The organism is Kutzneria sp. 744 (assembly GCF_000568255.1).
Lineage (GTDB): Bacteria > Actinomycetota > Actinomycetes > Mycobacteriales > Pseudonocardiaceae > Kutzneria.
Genome location: NZ_KK037166.1, coordinates 9,510,124 through 9,528,317, shown reverse-complemented (window position 1 = coordinate 9,528,317; position 18,194 = coordinate 9,510,124). Strand labels below are relative to the sequence as shown.

At 70.6% G+C, this 18,194-nt stretch carries 15 protein-coding genes and 2 pseudogenes; 10 read left to right on the top strand and 7 right to left on the bottom strand.

All coding sequences use genetic code 11. The features are described 5' to 3' along the window. Nucleotides 1-109 precede the first annotated feature (109 nt). From KUTG_RS43560 to KUTG_RS43520, 8 genes are all read left to right on the top strand, one after another. Nucleotides 110-880 carry a class I SAM-dependent methyltransferase gene (locus KUTG_RS43560; protein ID WP_043725523.1) on the top strand — a complete coding sequence of 257 codons (771 nt, stop codon included), beginning with the start codon at nucleotides 110-112 and terminating at the stop codon, nucleotides 878-880. A gap of 37 nt (nucleotides 881-917) precedes the next feature. After that, nucleotides 918-2,996: an alpha-galactosidase gene (locus KUTG_RS43555; protein WP_043725521.1), complete on the top strand. Its 2,079-nt coding sequence runs from the start codon at nucleotides 918-920 to the stop codon at nucleotides 2,994-2,996. A 563-nt stretch (nucleotides 2,997-3,559) separates the two neighbouring features. Continuing rightward, nucleotides 3,560-4,273: a 3-keto-disaccharide hydrolase gene (locus KUTG_RS43545; protein ID WP_043725519.1), complete on the top strand. Its 714-nt coding sequence runs from the start codon at nucleotides 3,560-3,562 to the stop codon at nucleotides 4,271-4,273. Nucleotides 4,274-4,435: 162 nt separating this feature from the next. Continuing rightward, nucleotides 4,436-5,329, top strand: coding sequence for a GNAT family N-acetyltransferase (locus KUTG_RS43540; protein WP_043725517.1), 894 nt, complete (start codon nucleotides 4,436-4,438; stop codon nucleotides 5,327-5,329). Nucleotides 5,330-5,369: 40 nt separating this feature from the next. Beyond that, nucleotides 5,370-6,713 (top strand): apiosidase-like domain-containing protein, encoded by a 1,344-nt coding sequence (locus KUTG_RS43535; RefSeq protein WP_157495206.1) that lies wholly within the window; start codon nucleotides 5,370-5,372, stop codon nucleotides 6,711-6,713. A 42-nt stretch (nucleotides 6,714-6,755) separates the two neighbouring features. Beyond that, entirely contained in the window at nucleotides 6,756-7,532 is a 777-nt protein-coding gene (locus KUTG_RS43530; RefSeq protein ID WP_043725513.1) for an isocitrate lyase/PEP mutase family protein, read from the top strand. Nucleotides 7,533-7,585: 53 nt separating this feature from the next. Beyond that, entirely contained in the window at nucleotides 7,586-9,481 is a 1,896-nt protein-coding gene (locus KUTG_RS43525) for a hypothetical protein (RefSeq protein WP_043725511.1), read from the top strand. Continuing rightward, nucleotides 9,478-9,750, top strand: a complete 273-nt coding sequence (locus tag KUTG_RS43520) for a hypothetical protein (protein WP_043725510.1) — start codon at nucleotides 9,478-9,480, stop codon at nucleotides 9,748-9,750. The genes KUTG_RS43525 and KUTG_RS43520 overlap by 4 nt, the downstream gene beginning before the upstream one ends. On the opposite strand, the gene KUTG_RS43515 is transcribed toward KUTG_RS43520, so the two are convergent. The 6 genes and pseudogenes from KUTG_RS43515 to KUTG_RS43490 form a co-directional block, all read right to left on the bottom strand. Then, nucleotides 9,747-10,607: a diacylglycerol/lipid kinase family protein gene (locus KUTG_RS43515; RefSeq protein ID WP_043725508.1), complete on the bottom strand. Its 861-nt coding sequence runs from the start codon at nucleotides 10,605-10,607 to the stop codon at nucleotides 9,747-9,749. The genes KUTG_RS43520 and KUTG_RS43515 overlap by 4 nt on opposite strands. Then, nucleotides 10,604-11,548: a twin-arginine translocase subunit TatC gene (gene tatC, locus KUTG_RS43510; RefSeq protein WP_052396095.1), complete on the bottom strand. Its 945-nt coding sequence runs from the start codon at nucleotides 11,546-11,548 to the stop codon at nucleotides 10,604-10,606. The genes KUTG_RS43515 and tatC overlap by 4 nt, the downstream gene beginning before the upstream one ends. Further along, the gene (locus KUTG_RS43505) at nucleotides 11,545-11,802 is read right to left on the bottom strand and encodes a hypothetical protein (RefSeq protein ID WP_198047510.1); all 258 of its coding nucleotides are present in this window, start codon (nucleotides 11,800-11,802) and stop codon (nucleotides 11,545-11,547) included. The genes tatC and KUTG_RS43505 overlap by 4 nt, the downstream gene beginning before the upstream one ends. Nucleotides 11,803-11,970: 168 nt before the next feature. Further along, nucleotides 11,971-12,950: pseudogene (locus tag KUTG_RS43500) on the bottom strand (helix-turn-helix transcriptional regulator). Then, nucleotides 12,947-13,933: a helix-turn-helix transcriptional regulator gene (locus KUTG_RS43495; RefSeq protein ID WP_043725500.1), complete on the bottom strand. Its 987-nt coding sequence runs from the start codon at nucleotides 13,931-13,933 to the stop codon at nucleotides 12,947-12,949. The pseudogene KUTG_RS43500 and the gene KUTG_RS43495 overlap by 4 nt, the downstream one beginning before the upstream one ends. A gap of 9 nt (nucleotides 13,934-13,942) precedes the next feature. Continuing rightward, nucleotides 13,943-14,362: an SRPBCC family protein gene (locus tag KUTG_RS43490; protein ID WP_043725499.1), complete on the bottom strand. Its 420-nt coding sequence runs from the start codon at nucleotides 14,360-14,362 to the stop codon at nucleotides 13,943-13,945. A gap of 63 nt (nucleotides 14,363-14,425) precedes the next feature. On the opposite strand from KUTG_RS43490, the gene KUTG_RS43485 reads away from it, so the two are divergent. After that, nucleotides 14,426-15,169 (top strand): UbiA family prenyltransferase, encoded by a 744-nt coding sequence (locus KUTG_RS43485; protein WP_043725496.1) that lies wholly within the window; start codon nucleotides 14,426-14,428, stop codon nucleotides 15,167-15,169. Between the two features lie 151 nt (nucleotides 15,170-15,320). On the opposite strand, the gene pafA is transcribed toward KUTG_RS43485, so the two are convergent. Further along, nucleotides 15,321-16,679, bottom strand: a complete 1,359-nt coding sequence (gene pafA, locus KUTG_RS43480; RefSeq protein WP_043725495.1) for a Pup--protein ligase — start codon at nucleotides 16,677-16,679, stop codon at nucleotides 15,321-15,323. A 115-nt stretch (nucleotides 16,680-16,794) separates the two neighbouring features. Here pafA and KUTG_RS43475 point away from each other — a divergent pair. Further along, nucleotides 16,795-18,181, top strand: a pseudogene (locus KUTG_RS43475) (bifunctional phosphatase PAP2/diacylglycerol kinase family protein). Nucleotides 18,182-18,194: the final 13 nt, after the last annotated feature.

Sequence of the window (18,194 nt, the reverse complement as noted above, 5' to 3'; positions counted from 1 at the left end):
TGGTCGCAAACCCTATCCGGCGACCACACCCGTCGATCGGCCGTCCACCCCTTGAGAAGCGACCCAGTTGCAACTAGGTTGCAGTAAGGATCGAACATGGGGAGGGGTCATGACCAGCACCGATATCGTGGATCCGGCCGTCGCGGCCGAGTGGCTGCGCCGCTGGGACGCGCAGCAGGAGCACTACATCCCCGATCGTGAGCTGCGGTTCACGGTGATCGGGGATGTCCTTTCGGACACGCTCGGCCAACATTCGTCGCCCACCGTCCTCGATCTCGGCTGCGGGCCGGGCTCGCTGGCCGCCCGGCTGGTGGAGCGCGTGCCGGCCGCCCATTTCGTGGGAATCGACACCGATCCCCTGCTCCTGGCCTTCGCCCGGGCCACCGCTCCGTCGTCCGTCCGGTTCGTGGAGGCGCGGCTGGGCGTGCCGGGGTGGGCCGACACGGCCGGGGTGACCGGCAAGATCCAGGCGGCGGTGTCGACCACCGCGCTGCACTGGCTGTCGGCCGAGGCCCTCGGCCAGCTGTACCGGGATCTCGCCGACCTGATCGAGCCCGGTGGCGTCTTCATCGACGGCGACCACTTCGCCGAGGCCAAGCCCCGGCTGCGTGAGTTGCAGCGCCTGGTCCGGCACCGGCACGAGGCGCGGGCCGGCGTGAAGGCGAACGAGGACTGGGACCAGTGGTGGGACGCCGTCGAGGCGGAGGAAACGTTTGCCGACCTGCTGGCCCAGCGGCGCGAGCGGGCCGTGCCGGCGCACGACCACGGCATCGGCCCCGACCTGGAGACGCACGTGGAGTTGCTCCAGCAGGCCGGGTTCCGCGAGATCGGCACAGTATGGCAGTCCGGTGACGATCGGGTGCTCGTGGCCGTCCGGTAGTTGAAAACGTTCTCGGTCGTCGCCTAGGTTGCCGCTCATGAGCGAGCTGATCAGCCTGGCGGCGAACGGGACCGGTCTGGTCGTCGAGACCGGTCCGGGGCTGCCCCGGGTGCTGCACTGGGGCGCCGACCTCGGGCCGGTCGACGAGGACCTGGTGCTGGCGGCGACGCCGGGCGTGCCGCCGAGCTCCGTCGACACGCCGATCCGGCTCACCCTGCTGCCGTCCTCACGGGAGGGGTGGCTGGGCCGGCCCGGCGCCTCCGGGCACCGCGACGGCTCCTTCCAGCACCTGCGGCCCGAGCTGCTGGGGCCCGTCGCCGTCGACGGCAACTCCCTGTCGTTCACCGCCGCCGATTCCGCTGCCGGCGTCGAGTTCCACGTCGAGCTGCACCTGGATCCCTCCGGCGTGCTGCGGGTTCGGCACGAGGTCGTGAACACCGGCGCCGACACCTGGACCGTGGACGCCCTGCGGCTGCTGCTTCCCGTGCCCGCGCATGCTGTTGAGCTGCTCGATCTCACCGGCCGCTGGTGCCGGGAGCGGTCGCCGCAGCGCAGTCCGTTCCTGCATGGGCTGCGGGCGCGGGAGAGCCGGCGTGGGCGCACCGGCCACGACGCCACCGGGCTGCTCGTCGCCGGCACCGACGGCTTCGGCTTCCGGCACGGCGAGGTGTGGGGCGTGCACCTCGCGTGGAGCGGCAACCACGAGCACTTCGCCGAGCGGCTCCCCGAGGGGCTGAGCCTGCTCGGCGCGTCGGAACTCCTTGACCCGGGCGAGATCCGGCTCGCCCCCGGCGAGTCCTATGCCACCCCGTGGGCCTTTTTCGTCTGGTCCGACCAGGGCCTTGACGGCTTGAGCGCGCGCCTGCACGCCTGGATGCGGGCCCGTACCTCGCACCCGTCGACGCCGCGTCCGGTCGTGTTGAACACCTGGGAAGCCGTCTACTTCAACCACGACCTGGGCCGACTCCGGGCGTTGGCCGACCGGGCCGCCGAGATCGGCGTCGAGCGCTTCGTCCTCGATGACGGCTGGTTCCGTGGCCGCCGCGACGACTCCGCCGGCCTCGGCGACTGGTTCGTGGACTCCGACGTCTGGCCCGACGGCCTTTCGCCGCTCGTGGACTACGTGCGGGACAAGGGAATGCAGTTCGGCCTGTGGTTCGAGCCCGAGATGGTCAACCCCGACTCCGACCTGGCCCGCGCCCATCCCGACTGGCTCCTGGCCGACGCCCTGCCCTGGCGCCGCCAGCAGGTGCTGAACGTCGCCCTGCCCGCCGTGTACGACTATTTGTTGGAGCGGTTGGATTCCCTCGTCACCGAGTACCGCATCGACTACATCAAGTGGGACCACAACCGGGACCTTATGGAGTCCCTCACGCACGACCAGACCGTGGCCGTCTACCGCTTGTTCGACGAGCTCCGCTCGCGGCATCCCGCCCTGGAGATCGAGTCCTGCTCCTCCGGCGGGGCCCGCGTCGACCTCGGCGTTCTCGCCCACACCGACCGCGTCTGGGCCTCCGACACCAACGACGCCGTTGAGCGCCAACGCATTCAGCGCTGGATGGGTCTGCTGATCCCGCCCGAGCTGGTCGGCAGCCACGTCGGTCCGCCCGAGGCCCACACCACCGGCCGCTTCGCCGAGCTCCCTTTTCGTTGCGCCACCGCGTTGTTCAACCACGCCGGCCTGGAGTGGGACCTCACTTCCCTGTCGTCGGAGGAGCTCGATGCTCTGACGGCGTGGATCTCCGTGTACAAGCGCCTTCGTGGCCTCCTCCACACCGGCGTCACCGTTCGCGCCGACCACCCCGACCACGGTTCCCTCCTGCACGGCGTCATCGGCCCCGACCATGCCGTCTTCTGCTACGCCCGCCTGGAAACCTCCCCCGACGCCCTCCCCGCCCGCCTCCGCTTCCCCGGCCTGGACCCCACCCGCCGCTACACCATCCGGGCCATCCCCGAACTCCTCCCTGTCTCCGGCCACTTCGTCACCCAAACCCCGTGGATCACCACCGGCCTCACCCTCTCCGGCGCCGCCCTGACCCACACCGGCCTCCAACCCCCTCTCCTAGCCCCCTCCCAAGCCATGCTCTTCGAACTAACCCCCGCGAGTCCCGCCTAGCGTCACACCGAATTACGTTTTCCCGCGAGTCCCGCTCCCGGGCAACCCTGTGTCGAGTTCCGGTTGGGCCGTGGCCGCTCGCCGACGGATCCCGGTCGGAACCTCCACGCCGAGTCTGGGAGAAGCTCGGGTTCCGCGAAACGGGCTGAGTGGAGCCCAACTCCGTCCACCTACCTTCCACGCCGTCATCTTCGACCACGAGAACAGGCATGCGTTCGCGCTGATCGACGAGCCGTTCGCACGCGTGCCGGAAGGCGGTCCGAGCCGACCAGGTCATGCAGCGCGACCGGCGGGCTTGGTGGACGCGCCACTGGCTGTTGAGGACCACCTGCATCCAGACCCGCGAGGTCTTCGAACACAGCGAGCCCATCCTGTGGATCAGCCACGACGCCGACGACGGCATCGGGAACTGAGCTCCGAGGCTCAGTTCTGCCTGAAACCGTATTTCGGTGTGCCGGAGAGCGAGACTCGCGGGGGTGGGTTGACGGGGTGGCGAGGGTGCTCGTAGCCTGGGACGGCCGCGCATGAAAAGGTTTACAGTCCTATTCACGCTCGGAGGGATCATGGTTCGTCGTCCACTATGGATAGTCACCATCGCGATCTCCCTGCTCATGGCGGTCGCCGTCGCCCCGGCGTCCCTGGCATCGACCAAGGCCGACAACCCGTACAACGACCCGAACCTCGTCTCCATGTTCGACGGGAAGACGCTGGACGGCTGGACGGCGCAGGCCAACGGCCAGTGGTCGGCCAAGGACGGGGTGATCCACGGCAACGGCACCTCGCGGGGCTGGCTGTACTACAACAAGGCGCAGGCCGGCACGTTCCGCTGGATCTTCAACGTCCGGCAGGTCAAGGGCAACCACGCGCCGACGGTGCTGATCTGGGGCACCACCAGCCCGCTCAAGGACGCCCTGAGCGCCATTCAGTTCCAGCCGCCCAACGGCGGCCACTGGGACTACCGCCCGGGCCACAACAACGGCGGCGGCAAGCTGTTCAAGCAGCTCCCCCACGACAAGTTCGACATCCACACCTGGTCGCAGTGCGAGCTGATCGGCAACAAGACCACCGGCGTGGCCAGGATGGCCTGCTGCCCGCTCAAGGGCACGGCCGCCACCTGCAAGGGGACCGAGGTCCTGGACTTCACCGACAAGACGGCCGGCCGTGACGGCCCGCTGGCCCTGCAGGTGCACAACAGCGGCATCCAGGACGAGTACCGCAGCCTGTACGTCGAGTCGCCCGTGGTGACGAGCCCCGACAAGTTCATCACCACCGGCTGATAATCCGTTCGCGAGGGCGCGTCGGCGTCGCTAGAGTCGCCGACGCGCCCTTTCGAGACGGCAAGGAGGTGGGAGCGATGTGCACTCGACTGCTCATGTGCTCCCACCGAACCCCGAGGGCGTGACCCGGGAGCACACCCACACTCCCGGAGATCACCACACATGTCTGATCTGATCGTCCGGCCGCTCCAGGCCGGCGAAGAGCACCTGTTCGACTCGCTCGACGACCCCAACCTGGTCGGCTACGGCGCCTTCGGCACCACGTACGCCACCGGCAACTACCGTCCTGAGTGGACGTGGGTCGCGCTGCGCGACGGCGTCGTGGTGGCCCGCGCGGTCTGGTGGGCCGGCCCCGAGGACACCGAGCCGAAAGCGTTGGACTGGTTCGACTTCACCGATGCCGACGCCGCCGCGCACCTGCTGCGCACCGCGCCCTTCCGCACCGAGTACTCGATCCCGCTGCCGCCGAACTGGCGGGACGACCCGGCAACGCATGCCGCCGCAACGGCCCGTCTCGACGCGGCGACAGCGGCCGGGCTGAAATACCTGGTGGAGCGCTACACCTACCGCTGGACGCCCGAGTGCGGTCTACCGGAACGCAGCACCCGCCTGGAATTCCGGCCCGAGCCGGACGACGACGCCATCTTCGACGTCTTCCGACGCGTCAACGCCACTAGCCTTGACGCCCATGTCCGGCAGATCATCGCCGAGAAGGGCCTGGACGCCTCCGCGCTGGAGGAGCTCGACTACCTGCGCTGGATGCCCAGCCCACGCGAGTGGTGGCGGCTGGCGTACACACCGGACGGCGAACTCGTCGGCCTGGCCGCGCCCTGTTTCCACTACAGCGCCCACGTGGTCGGCTACATCGCGGTCGTGCCCGAGCAGCGCGGCCACGGCTACGCCCTCGATCTGCTCGCGGAAACCACCCACATGCTGGCCGCGGAGGGGGCGCGGAAGATCGTGGCGGGCACCGACGTCACGAACGTGCCGATGGCCAAAGCCTTCGCCCGTGGGAATTATTTGGTCGCACACCACCGCATAGATCTTCTGCCGTAAGCACTGCGGCCTCGCGTCGGGATCCGTACGATCCGAAGTTGTGCGGATCCCGATCTTGGTAACAGCCACGGTGCTGGTGTCGTCGATGCTGGCGACGCCCGCGGTGCAGGCGCCGGAGAACGCGGGGCGGTTCGCCTGGCCGACCTCGGCCAGCGCGAACGGCCGATACCTGCTCGACCAGGCCGGCCAGCCGTACCTGATCTCCGGCGACTCGCCGCAGGGCCTGTTCGTGACGATGTCCGAGGACGAGGCGGCGGACTACTTCGCCAACCGGCGCGCGGGCGGCTTCAACACACTGTGGATCAACTCGCTGGTGCCGCCCGACCAGGGCGGCCACCCCGACGACGCCACCTACGACGGCATCACGCCGTTCACCAAGGCGGGCGACATGGCCACGCCCAATCCGGCCTACTGGGACCGGGTCGAGCACATGGTGGCCGCCGCCCGCGACGACGGGCTGACCATCTGGCTCACGCCGGTCGAGACCTGCGGCCACCTACAGTTGTTGCGGGACAACGGGGTCGACAAGGCCTACGATTTCGGCAAGTTCCTCGGGCAGCGATTCGCCAAGTACCCCAACATCGTCTGGTTCAACGGCTGCGACCTCCAGACCTGGCAGGACCCCAAGGACACCGCGCTGGTGCAGTCGGTTGCCCGTGCCCTCAAGGAAACCGACCCCCAGCACCTGCAGACCGTCGAGCTGAACTACATGACCAGCGGCTCGCTCGACGACCCCACCTGGCGGCCGTACATCCAGCTGGACTCGGCCTACACCTACTACCCGACCTACGCCCAGGTGCTCAAGGAGTACAACCGGGACAACCCGCTCCCGGTGTACATGGTCGAGGCCAACTACGAGGACGAGCACGAGTACACCGGCCCGAAGACGTTGCGGCGCCAGGAGTACTGGACGATGACCAGCGGCGCCACCGGCCAGCTCTACGGCAGCGGCTGGACGTGGCAGTTCAAGCCGGGCTGGCAGGACCACGTGAACACCCAGGGCACGCGGGAGTTCCGGCTGATGACCGACCTGTTCCGCAGCAGCCGCTGGTACGACCTGGTGCCGGACCAGCAGCACAAGCTGCTCACCGCCGGCTACGGCACGGCCAACACCGTCGGCTCGGTCAACGACAACGACTACGCCACCGCCGCGAGCACCGCCGACGGCCGGCTCGCGGTGTTCTACCTGCCGACCACCCGCTCGATCACGGTGGACATGTCGCAGCTGCAACCGGGCGCCATCGCCTTCTGGTACGACCCGACCGACGGCGCCTACCGGCTGGCCAACCCGCCCGTCGGCCGCGGCGAGGTGACCTTCACGCCGCCCGGCCGCAACCACGGCGGGGACGACGACTGGGCGCTGCGCATCTCCTCGTTCGGCTGAGGTTCGGCGCGCGCCGAACCGTTGCGTGCCTACGCTCTCCGCATGACGAGCTTCCGGGAGCTGCACCAGAGTGGGTTCTTCGTGCTGCCCAACGCCTGGGACCCGGCGTCGGCGCGGCTGCTGTCGACCGTGCCGGGCGTGCCGGCGCTCGGCACGACCAGCGCCGGCGTGGCCGCGGCGCTCGGGCTGCCGGACGGCCAGCGGATGCCGATGGCCACCATGATGACGGCGGTGGCGGCCATCGTGAACGCCTCGGTCGTGCCGGTGTCGGCCGACCTCGAAGGCGGCTACGACGACGTGCGCGCGACCATCCGCGCCGCCCTGGACGTCGGCGTCGTGGGCGTCAACATCGAGGACACCCGGTATCCCGAGACGGTGCTGCGCGAGCCGGCCGAGGCCGCCGACCGCATCGCCCAGATCCGCTCGCTCGACGCGGATCTGGTCATCAACGCCCGCACCGACGTCTGGTGGTTCGGCGACGGCGGATTCGACGAGGGCGTCTCCCGACTGCGGCACTACGTCGAGGCCGGGGCCGATTGTGTGTTCGCGCCCGGTCTCCCGGAGAAGCTCATTCCGGAGATCCTGGCCGCGCTGCCCGGCGTCGCGCTCAACGTGCTCGCCTCCCCCACGCTGCCGTCGCCGGAGTCGTTGGCCGCCATGGGGGTTCGGCGGGTCTCCACCGGCTCCTCGCTGTGCCGGCTGGCCTGGGGCGGCGCGCGAGATGCCCTCACGTCCGTGCTCGGCGGGGCCGGATTCGGCGGTCTGGCCGGCAGCCTCAGTTATCACGATCTGACCGAAGCGCTGGATAAACGCTATTAACCCGTGACCTTGGCCTGACATCATTCCGCCCGAACCTGTAGGGGGGATTGATCATGGACCAGGAGTCCATCGAGCCTTCGCGCGCGCAGACGACGCCGGAGGACCCGATCGCCGAGCCGCCTAGATACGACCTTCCGGACGCCTCGGCGACGGCCAAGGACCAGGCGGCCACGCCGATCGTCGAGGCGCCGCAGCCCGCCGACGCGCAGCAGGCCATCCCGGCCGTCGACGCGCAGCCCCAGATCACGGTTTTTTGTCGCGGAGGTGCCCGCGAGCCCGTGGCAGCAGTCGACGGCCCCGGTCGGACAGCCGGCAGCGCCCGTTTTCGGACGTTCCGCAGACTCCGTGGCAGTCGTTTTCAGCAGCCCACCCAGCCACAGGACCAGTGGCAACACAGCGGCGCTGGGCAGGCGTCCTACCAGGCGCCGGCCGGCTGGGACAGCGGGCAGCCGACCGCGTGGCAGCCGAACCCCACCGTGGCCAACCTGCCGCAGTCCCAGTGGCAGCCGGCCGGGCAGATGACGCAGGCCGGCCCCGCGACACCGGTCGGGCCGCTGGGGGCCGGGCCGAACCCGGCGATCGGGCAGCCGGTGCAGCTGTCGTGGCCGACGCCGGTCAAGCCGTGGCACCCGCCGCTCGTGGCGACGGCGGACCTGCCACCGGGCTGGCATGCGCCGCTGCGCACCGACCTCGTGCCGATCAAGCCCCGCAAGCGCCGGAGCAAGCGGTTCATCCTCACGGCGGCGGCCGTGGTCGTGCTGCTGGTCGCGGGCGTGACGACGTGGCTGGTGTGGCCGCCGGACCGCAGCCCGTTCGAGCAGGCGGTGGCCAACCTCGCGGCCCAGCCGATCGCCGACTACCGCTCGGACCTGCCGGACGGCAGCCAGTTCGACGGCCGCGTCACCAACGAGGGCGACGCCGCCGGCTGGCTCATGACCAGCAGCGTCACCCAGATCAAGTTCCAGTTCCTGCTGGTCAACGGCAAGCTGTTCGTCAAGCTGAACGGCAACCTGCTGCCGCCCGGCACCGCGCGGGACGCGTTCAACGATGCCGGCCTGCAGAACCGGTGGATCACCGGCGACGTCGGCGAGCTGAAGCCCCTGGTCAAGCAGTCGGTCACCCCGGCGGCGATCGCCGGCAAGCTGCGCGACGAGGTGGCGCGCACGGAGAAGCTGCCCACGCCCAGCGACGACGGCACCACCATCGACGGCGTGCCCGTGCTCAAGGGCGACACCCCCGACGGCACCCTGTACGTGGCCAAGGAGCAGCCGTACCGAGTGGTCCGCTGGGTCGACAAGCAGACCAAGAAGGCGGCCTCGGCGTTCACCAACCCCGGCAACAAGCTGCTGCTCAACGGCGAGCGAGCGGGCTACACCGGCCTCGGCACCGCCGACTTCACGCCGATGAACGCCGACAACAACGACCAGCTGTACGACGAGATGCAGACCGACGTCGGCCAGCTCGGCGACGCCATCGACACCAGCGTGCGCTACACGGTGAGCTCCGTGGACAATCTGGAGCACTTCGACGACTGCGAGGCCGCGGGCTGCCAGGTCGTCGCCCACTTCACCGCCACCACGGCGGCCGGCACGTCGCCGCCGGCCGAGGTGACCACGCAGATGTCGGCCAGCGTCACCATCGACGACATCGCCGCCGGCTCGTGCAGCGCCACGACCAAGGTGGCCACCACGGGCACGGTCACCATGCAGTGCCTGGACAAGGACATGCACGGCGGTTTCACGCAGGCCAACGACAAGGCCGAGGCCGACGCCAGGGCCAAGTCCGGCGGCAGCGGCTACTACTTCTGGTTCCTCCAGGTCCGGGCCAAGGTGCACGCCCTGGCGCTGGCCCGGTGGACCTCGCGGCCGAGGGCAAGCGGCTGGAGTCGCTCCGTCCGGACCGCGCCTGCGGCTGGACGGAGAAGGGCGGCAGCGGTCGCACACCCGTGAACCTGTACGACAAGTTCACGGCCCGACTGGACACCGCGCGGTTCCCCGACTTCGAGATCCACGTCTTCCAGGGCGGGCAGGCCTACGGCGACTTCGGGCCCAGCGGCTGGTTCGCCAAGAACGGCGCGGCGACGCCGTCGGATCCGCCGGCCAAGCTCCAGCAGATGCTCAAGGACGCCTCGGTGGCGTTCATGAAGACCGCCGGCACGCTCAAGGACGGCGACTCCACCGACGGCGACAAGTGGAAGCGGCCCGCACAGAAGTGTTAAGCCACAACCCTTAGCGCCTTCGGCACGCACTCGATGGTGAGCGGCAGCTCCCGCTGCCGCTCACCGTCGGCGTAGCCGATCCAGTCGTTGCCGGCGATGGCCACCGAGCTGGCCCGCAGCGTGGTCACCACCGGGTGGTCGACGTGCCGACCGGTGCGCAGCTTGGGCAGGATCCGCATCAGCTCGGTGCGGCTGGCCCGCCCGGCGATGGTGACGTCGAGCAGCCCGTCGCCGGGGTCGGCGTCCGGGCAGATGGGCACGCCGCCGCCGTAGAACGGGGTGTTGCCGACAGCGATCAGCGTCGCCTCCAGCTCCACCTCGCCGGCCGGCGTGCGCACGGTCAGCGGCCGAGACCGCAGCTGCGCCAGCTCCAGCACGATCGCCAGGTCATAGCGCCTCGGGCCACGGGGCCACCGCATCCGGTTCACGCGTTCGTTGACCGCCGAGTCGAAGCCGGCGCACAGCACCGTGCCGAACCAGGCCCCGCTCTGCACGTGCCCGAGGTCGATCGCCCGGCGACGGCCCGTGCGCAGCGCCTCCACGACGCCGTCCAGGCTCAGATCCAGGGCGCGGGCGAAGTCGTTGCCGGTGCCGGCCGGGATGACGGCAAGTGCGGTTTTCGTGCCGGCACAGGCCTGCACGCCCGCGTGCGCGGCGCCGTCGCCGCCGAGCACCGCCAGCACCTCGACGCCGTCCCGGACCGCCTTGTGCGCCAACCGGTTCGTGCCCGCGGCGTCGGAGGCGACCAGCAGCTGCACGTCACCGCACACCGCCCGCAGGCGGTCGGCCACCGTGCCGGCGATCCGCCCGGCGGCGCCGAGACCGGCCGCCGGGCACACCAGCAGAGCTACCGTCACGTGGCGTCTTCGTCGTACTTCGTCGCGCGGACCTCGGACTCCGGCGTGGCCTGCTCCGGCTGCGGGTCGTAGTTGAGCGGCGAGGCCTCGTCGTCATCGAGGTCGGACCACTCGTTCTCCTTGTCCTTGTTGCGGTCGTTGAGGCGGGAGATCTGCACCGCCACCTCGAACAGCACCGTCAGCGCGCCGGCCAGCACGCACATCGAGATCGGGTCCTGGCCGGGGGTGACCACCGCGGCGAAGCAGAACAGGCCGAAGATGATGCCCCGGCGCCATTTCTTGAGCTTCTGGTACGGCAGGATGCCGACCTTGTTCAGCATCACCACCAGCAGCGGCAGCTCGAAGCTCACGCCGAAGATGACCAGCAGCGCCAGGATGAACGAGATGTACTTGTCGGCGGTCAGCGCCGTGACGAACTCGCTGGAGCTGATGCTCGACAGCACGGTCAGTGCCTCGGGCGCGACCAGGTAGGCCAGCACCGCGCCGCCGACGAACAGGACCACCGCGCACGCGACGAAGATCCGGGCGAACTTCTTTTCCTTGTTGTAGAGGCCTGGAGTGATGAACGCCCACAGGTGGTAGAGCCACATCGGGCTGAACAGCACCGTGCCGGCCGCGATGCCGACCTGCAGGCGGACCATGAAGCCCTCGAACGGGCTGTTCTGGAGCAGTTTGCCTTCGGTGCCCGGCAGCAGCAGGTGCTTGGGGATGTTGTTGTACGGACCGATCAGCAGGTCACCCAGCGTCGGAATGGGCCAGACCGAGGTCTCGAACCAGATGAAGCCGATGATGCCGCCCAGCGCGACGCCGAGCAGCGCCATGCCGAGCCGGTACCGCAGCTCGAACAGGTGCTCCATCAAGGTCATCGTGCCGTCGGGATTCTGCCGACGGCTGCGACGACGCCGCTTGCCCTTGCGTTCGGTCTTCTTCTCGGACGTCACCGATGCCGCCCCTCAGCGTCCGCCGCCACGACGGCGACCTGTTGCTCCCTGCCGATCCTACGGCGTTGGGCCAGCGCCACCCCCAGCGCGGCGATCCTCGCGCGGACCAGGCCCCGCCGATCGGCGATGTCGGCCTGCGCCCGCGCCGCCGTGGCCTTCAACCGGGCGGCCTTGATATGTGCGAAATGCTGAGGATTGACGGCCAGGGGCACCAGCCCCAGCACGATCACCAGCGCGGCGATGACGTACAACACCAGCACACAGTAAAGGTTCCCGAATACGGCCGGGGTACAGCCCACCCCACCCCCGCGAGTCACGCTCTGGGGCACACCGAAATACAGTTTCGGACAGAACCGAGACTCGGGGCTCAGATCTGCCTGAAACCGTGTTTCGGTGTGCCGGAGAGCGTGACTCGCGGGGGTTCAGCCGGCGAGTTGGCGGCCGGCGCGGGCCAGCGCCGCCGAGGTGCGCTCGCGGATCAGGTCCACCAGCTCGACGGGCCCCTCGGCCACGGCGAGGCCGCCGGTGCCGACCACGAGGCGGGCCATCCACGTGGGGTCGGTGTAGCGCATGACCACCCGGCACCGGCCGCCGTCGAGCTCGGTCTGCTCGTCGACGGCGTAGTACTCGGAGATCCAGCGGGCGTCGGGCTCCAGCCGCAGCACGGCGACCTGCTGCCCGGCCTCGGGGCGGAACAGGCCGGCGGAGACGTCGGTGGGCTCGGCGTAGGGCGGCGGGGCGGCGGGCTCGTCGAGGACCTCGATGGCGTCGATCCGGTCCATCCGGAACAGGCGCATGTCGCAGGCGTAGCGGCACCACGCCTCCAGGTAGTTGCGGCCCTCCACCAGCAGCGCCCGCATGGGGTCGACGACCCGCTCGGTCATCTCGTCCCGCGACGCGGTGTAGTACCGGATCTTCAGCGCCCGCTTGCGGCTCAGGGCGTCCCGGACGATCTCCCGCACCTCGGCGGTCGCCTCGGCCTCGGGGGCGGCGAGCCCGACCACGACGCCGGCCGGCTGGGCGGCGCCGGCGGCGGCCTCGACCTTGGCCAGGGCCCGGCGCACGGCGTCGGTGTCGGCCACGCCGGGGGTGTCGGCCAGCGCCCGCAGCGCCACCAGCAGGGCGGTCGCCTCGGGCGCCCGGTCAGCCGCAGCGGCTTGTTCATGCAGGCGTCGAAGGTGACGGTGATCGTCTCGCCCTCGAAAGGACAGATCGATCAGGTCACCCGGCCCCGTACCCCGGCAGGCCGCACATCCACAAACAGCTCCAGGTCCTTGCGCAGCTGCCGGGCCGTCACGCCGAAGTCGGCGGCGGCCTCGTCGACCGGGATGCCCGGCCGCGCGATCAGGTACGGCACCAGCGCCAGCAACCGGGTCAGCCGGTCGGTCCCGCTGGAGCTCACGACGCCTTCCCGTCCGCCGCGGCCAGCGCGCCGAGCAGCCGCTCGTACACCGACTTGCGCAGCAGCTCCGGCTCCAGCACCTCGACGTCCGCGCCGAAGCCGGCGATCCAGCCGGCCGCCGACTCGGGCTGGGTCAGCTCGATCTCCAGCAGATCCCCCTCGATGCCGTCGACGACGTCCGCGCCGACCACCCGGGCCCGTCGGCGCAGCCCCTGAGCCTGCCCCTTGGCCACCCACAGGCGGGCCAGCGTGCCCTGGGCGCTGTCGTCCTCGAAGCCCTTCACGTAGCTCATCAGGTCCACGCCCACCGGCGTCTGCACCTCGCCCGGCTTGCTCACGGCCTTGGCGTCGCCGACGATCCGTTGCAGACGGAAGCACCGCGCGGCCCGGCGGTCGCGGTCGTGCCCGACCAGATACCAGCGGCCACGCCAGGACACCACGCCCCACGGCTCCACGGTCCGCGTCCGCACCTCGGCCGGCACCGGGCGGCGGTAGTCGAACGTGACGACCCGGCCGGTCTGCACGGCCTGGAGCAGCGTCGCGAACGCCGGCTCGCTGGCCCGCACCCGCGGCTCCACCGCGGCCGGCGCGGCCTGGTCCACGTCCACGCCCGCGGCGCGCAGCTTGAGCAGCGCCACCTCGGCCGCCCCGGTCAGCTCCGGCGAGTCCCACAGCCGCACGGCCAGCGCCACCGCGGCCGCCTCGTCCGGCTCCAGGTCGATGTCGCCGAGCTCGTAGTCGCGGCGAGCGATGCGGTAGCCCTCGGCCGGGTCGAACGGGTTGTTGCGGCCGGTCTCCAGCGGGATGCCCAGGTCGCGCAGCTCGGCCTTGTCCCGCTCGAACATCCGGTAGAACGCCTCCGGGTTGGCGTCCTCGGGGTAGCCGGGCACGATCGTCCTGATCCGGTCGGCCGTCAGGTACTGCCGGGTGGACAGCAGGCACAGCACGAGGTTGACGAGACGTTCGGCGCGGGCTATGGACACGTCAGCACCTTAGTCCTCCAGCCTGCTGGTCAGGATCGCTCGCCGCGCCCGCATCACGCCGAGCGCCTGGGACGCGGCGAAACGCACCAGCCCGAACGGGGCGGTCAGGTGCATGCGCTCCACGACCTCGCAGCCGTCGGCGTGCCCGGACAGCTCGAACCGGTGGGCCAGCCGCACGCCGCCGGGGCTGCGCACGTCGCTGGCCACCACATTGTCCCCCGCGGTCAGCGTCACCCGAATGTGGTTGTCGTGCTTGAACGGCCCGAGCCGGAACCGCTCGACCGCCGTGTAGCCCGTGTCGTCGATGTCGTACACGTCGACGACCAGCGGCGACAGGCCCACGTAGCTGGCGGGGTCGGTGATGTGCGCGTACACCTTCTCGGGGCGCGCGGGCACCACGTAGGTGTGGATCAGATCGGTTGCCGGCACCGTGTTCTCCTAGGACGGGCACGCTCCCGGGCCCAGATTCCGGCAGAGTAGTGGATCGTGCCCATGGTCAGCGGACTGGTCCGAGCGAGCCACCCCGCGCCGGCGGTCGCCGTCACGCTGATCTCGGTGGGGCTGGCCGTGGTGTGGGGCCGGTCGCCGGGCGGCATCGCCGCCGTGGGGGCGACCATCCTGTCCGGGCAGCTGTCCGTGGGCTGGCTCAACGACTACCTGGACCGGGATCGCGACGCCGCCTCCGGCCGTGCCGACAAGCCCATTCCCAACGGCGAGGTCGGTGCGAAGGCGGTCTTGGTGGCGTATGTGGTGTCAGGTGTGGCCGTCGTGCCGCTGTCGTTCCTGTCGGGGTTGATCCCCGGGCTCGTGCACCTGGTGGCCGTGGCCAGCGCGTGGAGCTACAACGCGCTGCTCAAGGGCACCGTGCTGTCGGTGCTGCCGTACGCCGTGTCCTTCGCCGGCGGGCCCGCTTTCGTGGTCCTGGGCGTGCCCGCGACGCCGCCGTGGTGGCTGCTGGCCGCCGGTGCCCTGCTCGGTTCCGGCGCCCACTTCGCCAACGCCCTTCCCGACCTGGCCCAGGACCTGGCCACCGGCGTCCGGGGCCTCCCCCATCGCCTGGGGCCGCGGGGCAGTTGGGCCGCCACCTGCGTCCTGCTCCTGGCCGCCGCCGCAGTCCTCAACCCCTACGCCGTGGCCGCCTCGGCCGTGGTCCTGCTCTTCGGCCGCCGCCACCCCTTCCAGGCCGCCATGCTGGTGGCGCTCCTGGACGTGGTCCTCCTGATCATCACGACCTGATCATCACGCCATCCCTGAAGATCAACTTCTCCAGGGATCCCCCAGATTCGATTTTACTCGGCGAAGCCGGCCGGCCGGGTCGGCGCGATCTTGGTCCGGGGACACGGAAAGGCCCGCCCCAGGTGGGGCGGGCCTTCGCGTTGTCAAGCGGTCACAGGCTGGAGATCAGGCGTTCCACGCGTTCGTCGACGGCGCGGAAGGGGTCCTTGCACAGGACGGTGCGCTGGGCCTGGTCGTTGAGCTTCAGGTGCACCCAGTCGACGGTGAAGTCCCGGCCGGCGGCCTGGGCGGCGGCGATGAAGTCGCCGCGCAGCTTGGCCCGGGTGGTCTGGGGCGGGGTGTCCTTGGCCGCCTCGATCTCGCCGTCGTCGGTGACCCGGTGCACCAGGTCCTTGCGCTGGAGCAGGTCGAAGATGCCCCGCCCGCGCCGGATGTCGTGGTAGGCCAGGTCGAGCTGGGCGATACGCGGGCTGGACAGCTCCAGGCCGTGCTTGGCCTGGTAGCGCTCGATCAGGCGGTGCTTGACCGCCCAGTCGATCTCCCGGTCGATCTTGGACAGGTCCTGCGCCTCGACGGCGTCCAGGACCTTGCCCCACAGGTCGACGACCCGCTGCGAGGTCGGGTCGTTGGTCCGCGACGCCACGTGCTCGACGGCCTTGGCGTGGTACTCGCGCTGGATGTCCAGCGCGGAGGCCTCGCGGCCGCCGGCCAGCCGGACCAGCCGGCGGCCGGTCAGGTCGTGGCTGATCTCGCGGATCGCCCGGATCGGGTTGTCCAGGCTGAAGTCCCGGAACTGCACGCCCTGCTCGATCATCTCCAGCACCAGGTTGGCGCTGCCCACCTTGAGCAGCGTCGTCACCTCGGACATGTTCGAGTCGCCGACGATCACGTGCAGGCGCCGGTAGCGCTCGGCGTCGGCGTGCGGCTCGTCACGGGTGTTGATGATCGGACGGGAGCGGGTGGTCGCGCTGGAGACGCCCTCCCAGATGTGCTCGGCCCGCTGGGACAAGCAGTACACCGCGCCGCGCGGGGTCTGCAGCACCTTGCCGGCGCCGCAGATCAGCTGCCTGGTCACCAGGAACGGCAGCAGCACGTCGGCGATCCGCGAGAACTCGCCGGCCCGGGCCACGCAGTAGTTCTCGTGGCAGCCGTAGGAGTTGCCGGCCGAGTCGGTGTTGTTCTTGAACAGGAAGATGTCGCCGCCGATGCCCTCGTCGGCCAGCCGCCGCTCGGCGTCGACGAGCAGGTCCTCCAGGATCCGCTCACCGGCCTTGTCGTGCGTGACCAGCTGCGTGAGGTCGTCGCACTCGGCGGTCGCGTACTCCGGGTGGGAGCCGACGTCCAGGTACAGGCGCGAGCCGTTGCGCAGGAAGACGTTCGACGAGCGCCCCCACGACACGACGCGCCGGAACAGGTACCGCGCCACCTCGTCGGGTGACAACCGACGCTGCCCGTGGAACGTGCAGGTCACCCCGAACTCGGTCTCGATTCCGAAGATCCGCCGCTGCATCCCTTCACATTAGGCGGTCCGGCGCGCGCTGACCGTGCGCCGTTCGGGGATCGGCGCGAAAATTCGGCTACCTTCGCATAACGTGCGCTCCGTGAACCGCCTCGACGAGGCTTTGATGCGCAGGTCGGCGGCCCTGCGGCCGTCCCGCGCGGATGTTGTGGTCAAGAAACTGTCGACTTCGGCGAACCACAGCTTGATCTGGTTCACCGCCGCGGCGGTGCTGGCCACCATGCCGGGCCGGGGGCGGCGGGCCGCGATGCGTGGCCTGGTCGCCATCGCCGGCGCCAGCTTCACGGCCAACGCCCTGGGCAAACAGGTCTTCCCCCGCCGACGGCCCGCCGCCGACCTGGTGCCGCTCGCGCGGCGGCTGACCAGGCGTCCCACCTCCTCCTCGTTCCCGTCCGGGCACGCCGCCTCGGCCGCCGCCTTCACCACCGCGGTGGCCATGGAATCGCCGGTGGCCGCCGCCTTCGTCGCCCCCGGTGGCCGCCGCCGTGGCCTACTCGCGCGTGCACACGGGCGTGCACTGGCCCTCGGACGTCGCCTTCGGCGCGGCCATGGGCGTCGGTGTCGGGCTGCTCACCCGGCGCTGGTGGCCCCTGGGTGTCGGCCAGCCGGCCGAATCGGACACGCCCGTCCACACTCCCGTGCTCCAGGACGGGGAGGGCCTGACCATCGTCGCCAACCCCAACTCGGGGCCCGACGACACCGACCCGGCCGACGAGATCAAGGCCGCGTGGCCCCAAGCCACCGTGATCCGCATCGACGAGCTCGCCGACCAGGACTTCTCCGCCGTCCGGGCCCTCGGCGCGGCCGGCGGCGACGGCACCGTGGCCGCGGTGGCGTCGGTCGCCGCCGACACCGGGCTGCCGCTGGCCGTCGTGCCCGCCGGCACCCTCAACCACTTCGCCCGCGACATCGGCGTCAGCAGCCTCGAACAGAGCCGCACCGCCACCGAATCCGGCACGGGGATCGCCATCGGCCTCGGATCCGTGTCCGTGGAGGGCGGTGAGCCGACGATCTTCCTGAACACCGCCAGCCTCGGCGGCTACCCCGACCTGGTCCGCCTGCGCGACAAGCACGCCAAGCGCCTCGGCAAGTGGCCGGCCGGCGCCTACGCCCTGGTCCGCGTCCTGCACGAGGCCGAGCCGCTCACGGTGACCATCAACGGCCGCCGGGCCACGGTCTGGATGGTCTTCGTCGGCAACAACCCCTACCTGCCCAAGGGCTTCGCCCCCGCCACCCGCCACCGCCTCGACTCCGGGCTGCTGGACGTGCGCTTCATCCGCGCCGACATCCCCTTCTCCCGCACCCGCTTCGTCTTCGCCGCCCTGGCCGGGGCCCTGCACCGCAGCCACACCTACCGCCAGCTCGACCTGCCCGAGTTCGAGGTCCGCGTGCACGGCCGCGCCGTCGCCATCGCCACCGACGGCGAGGTCCACCCCGAGGGCTCCGTCTTCGCCTTCAAGGCCCGCCGCACCGCGTTGACGGTCTACCGCTGACACCAAGGTGCCC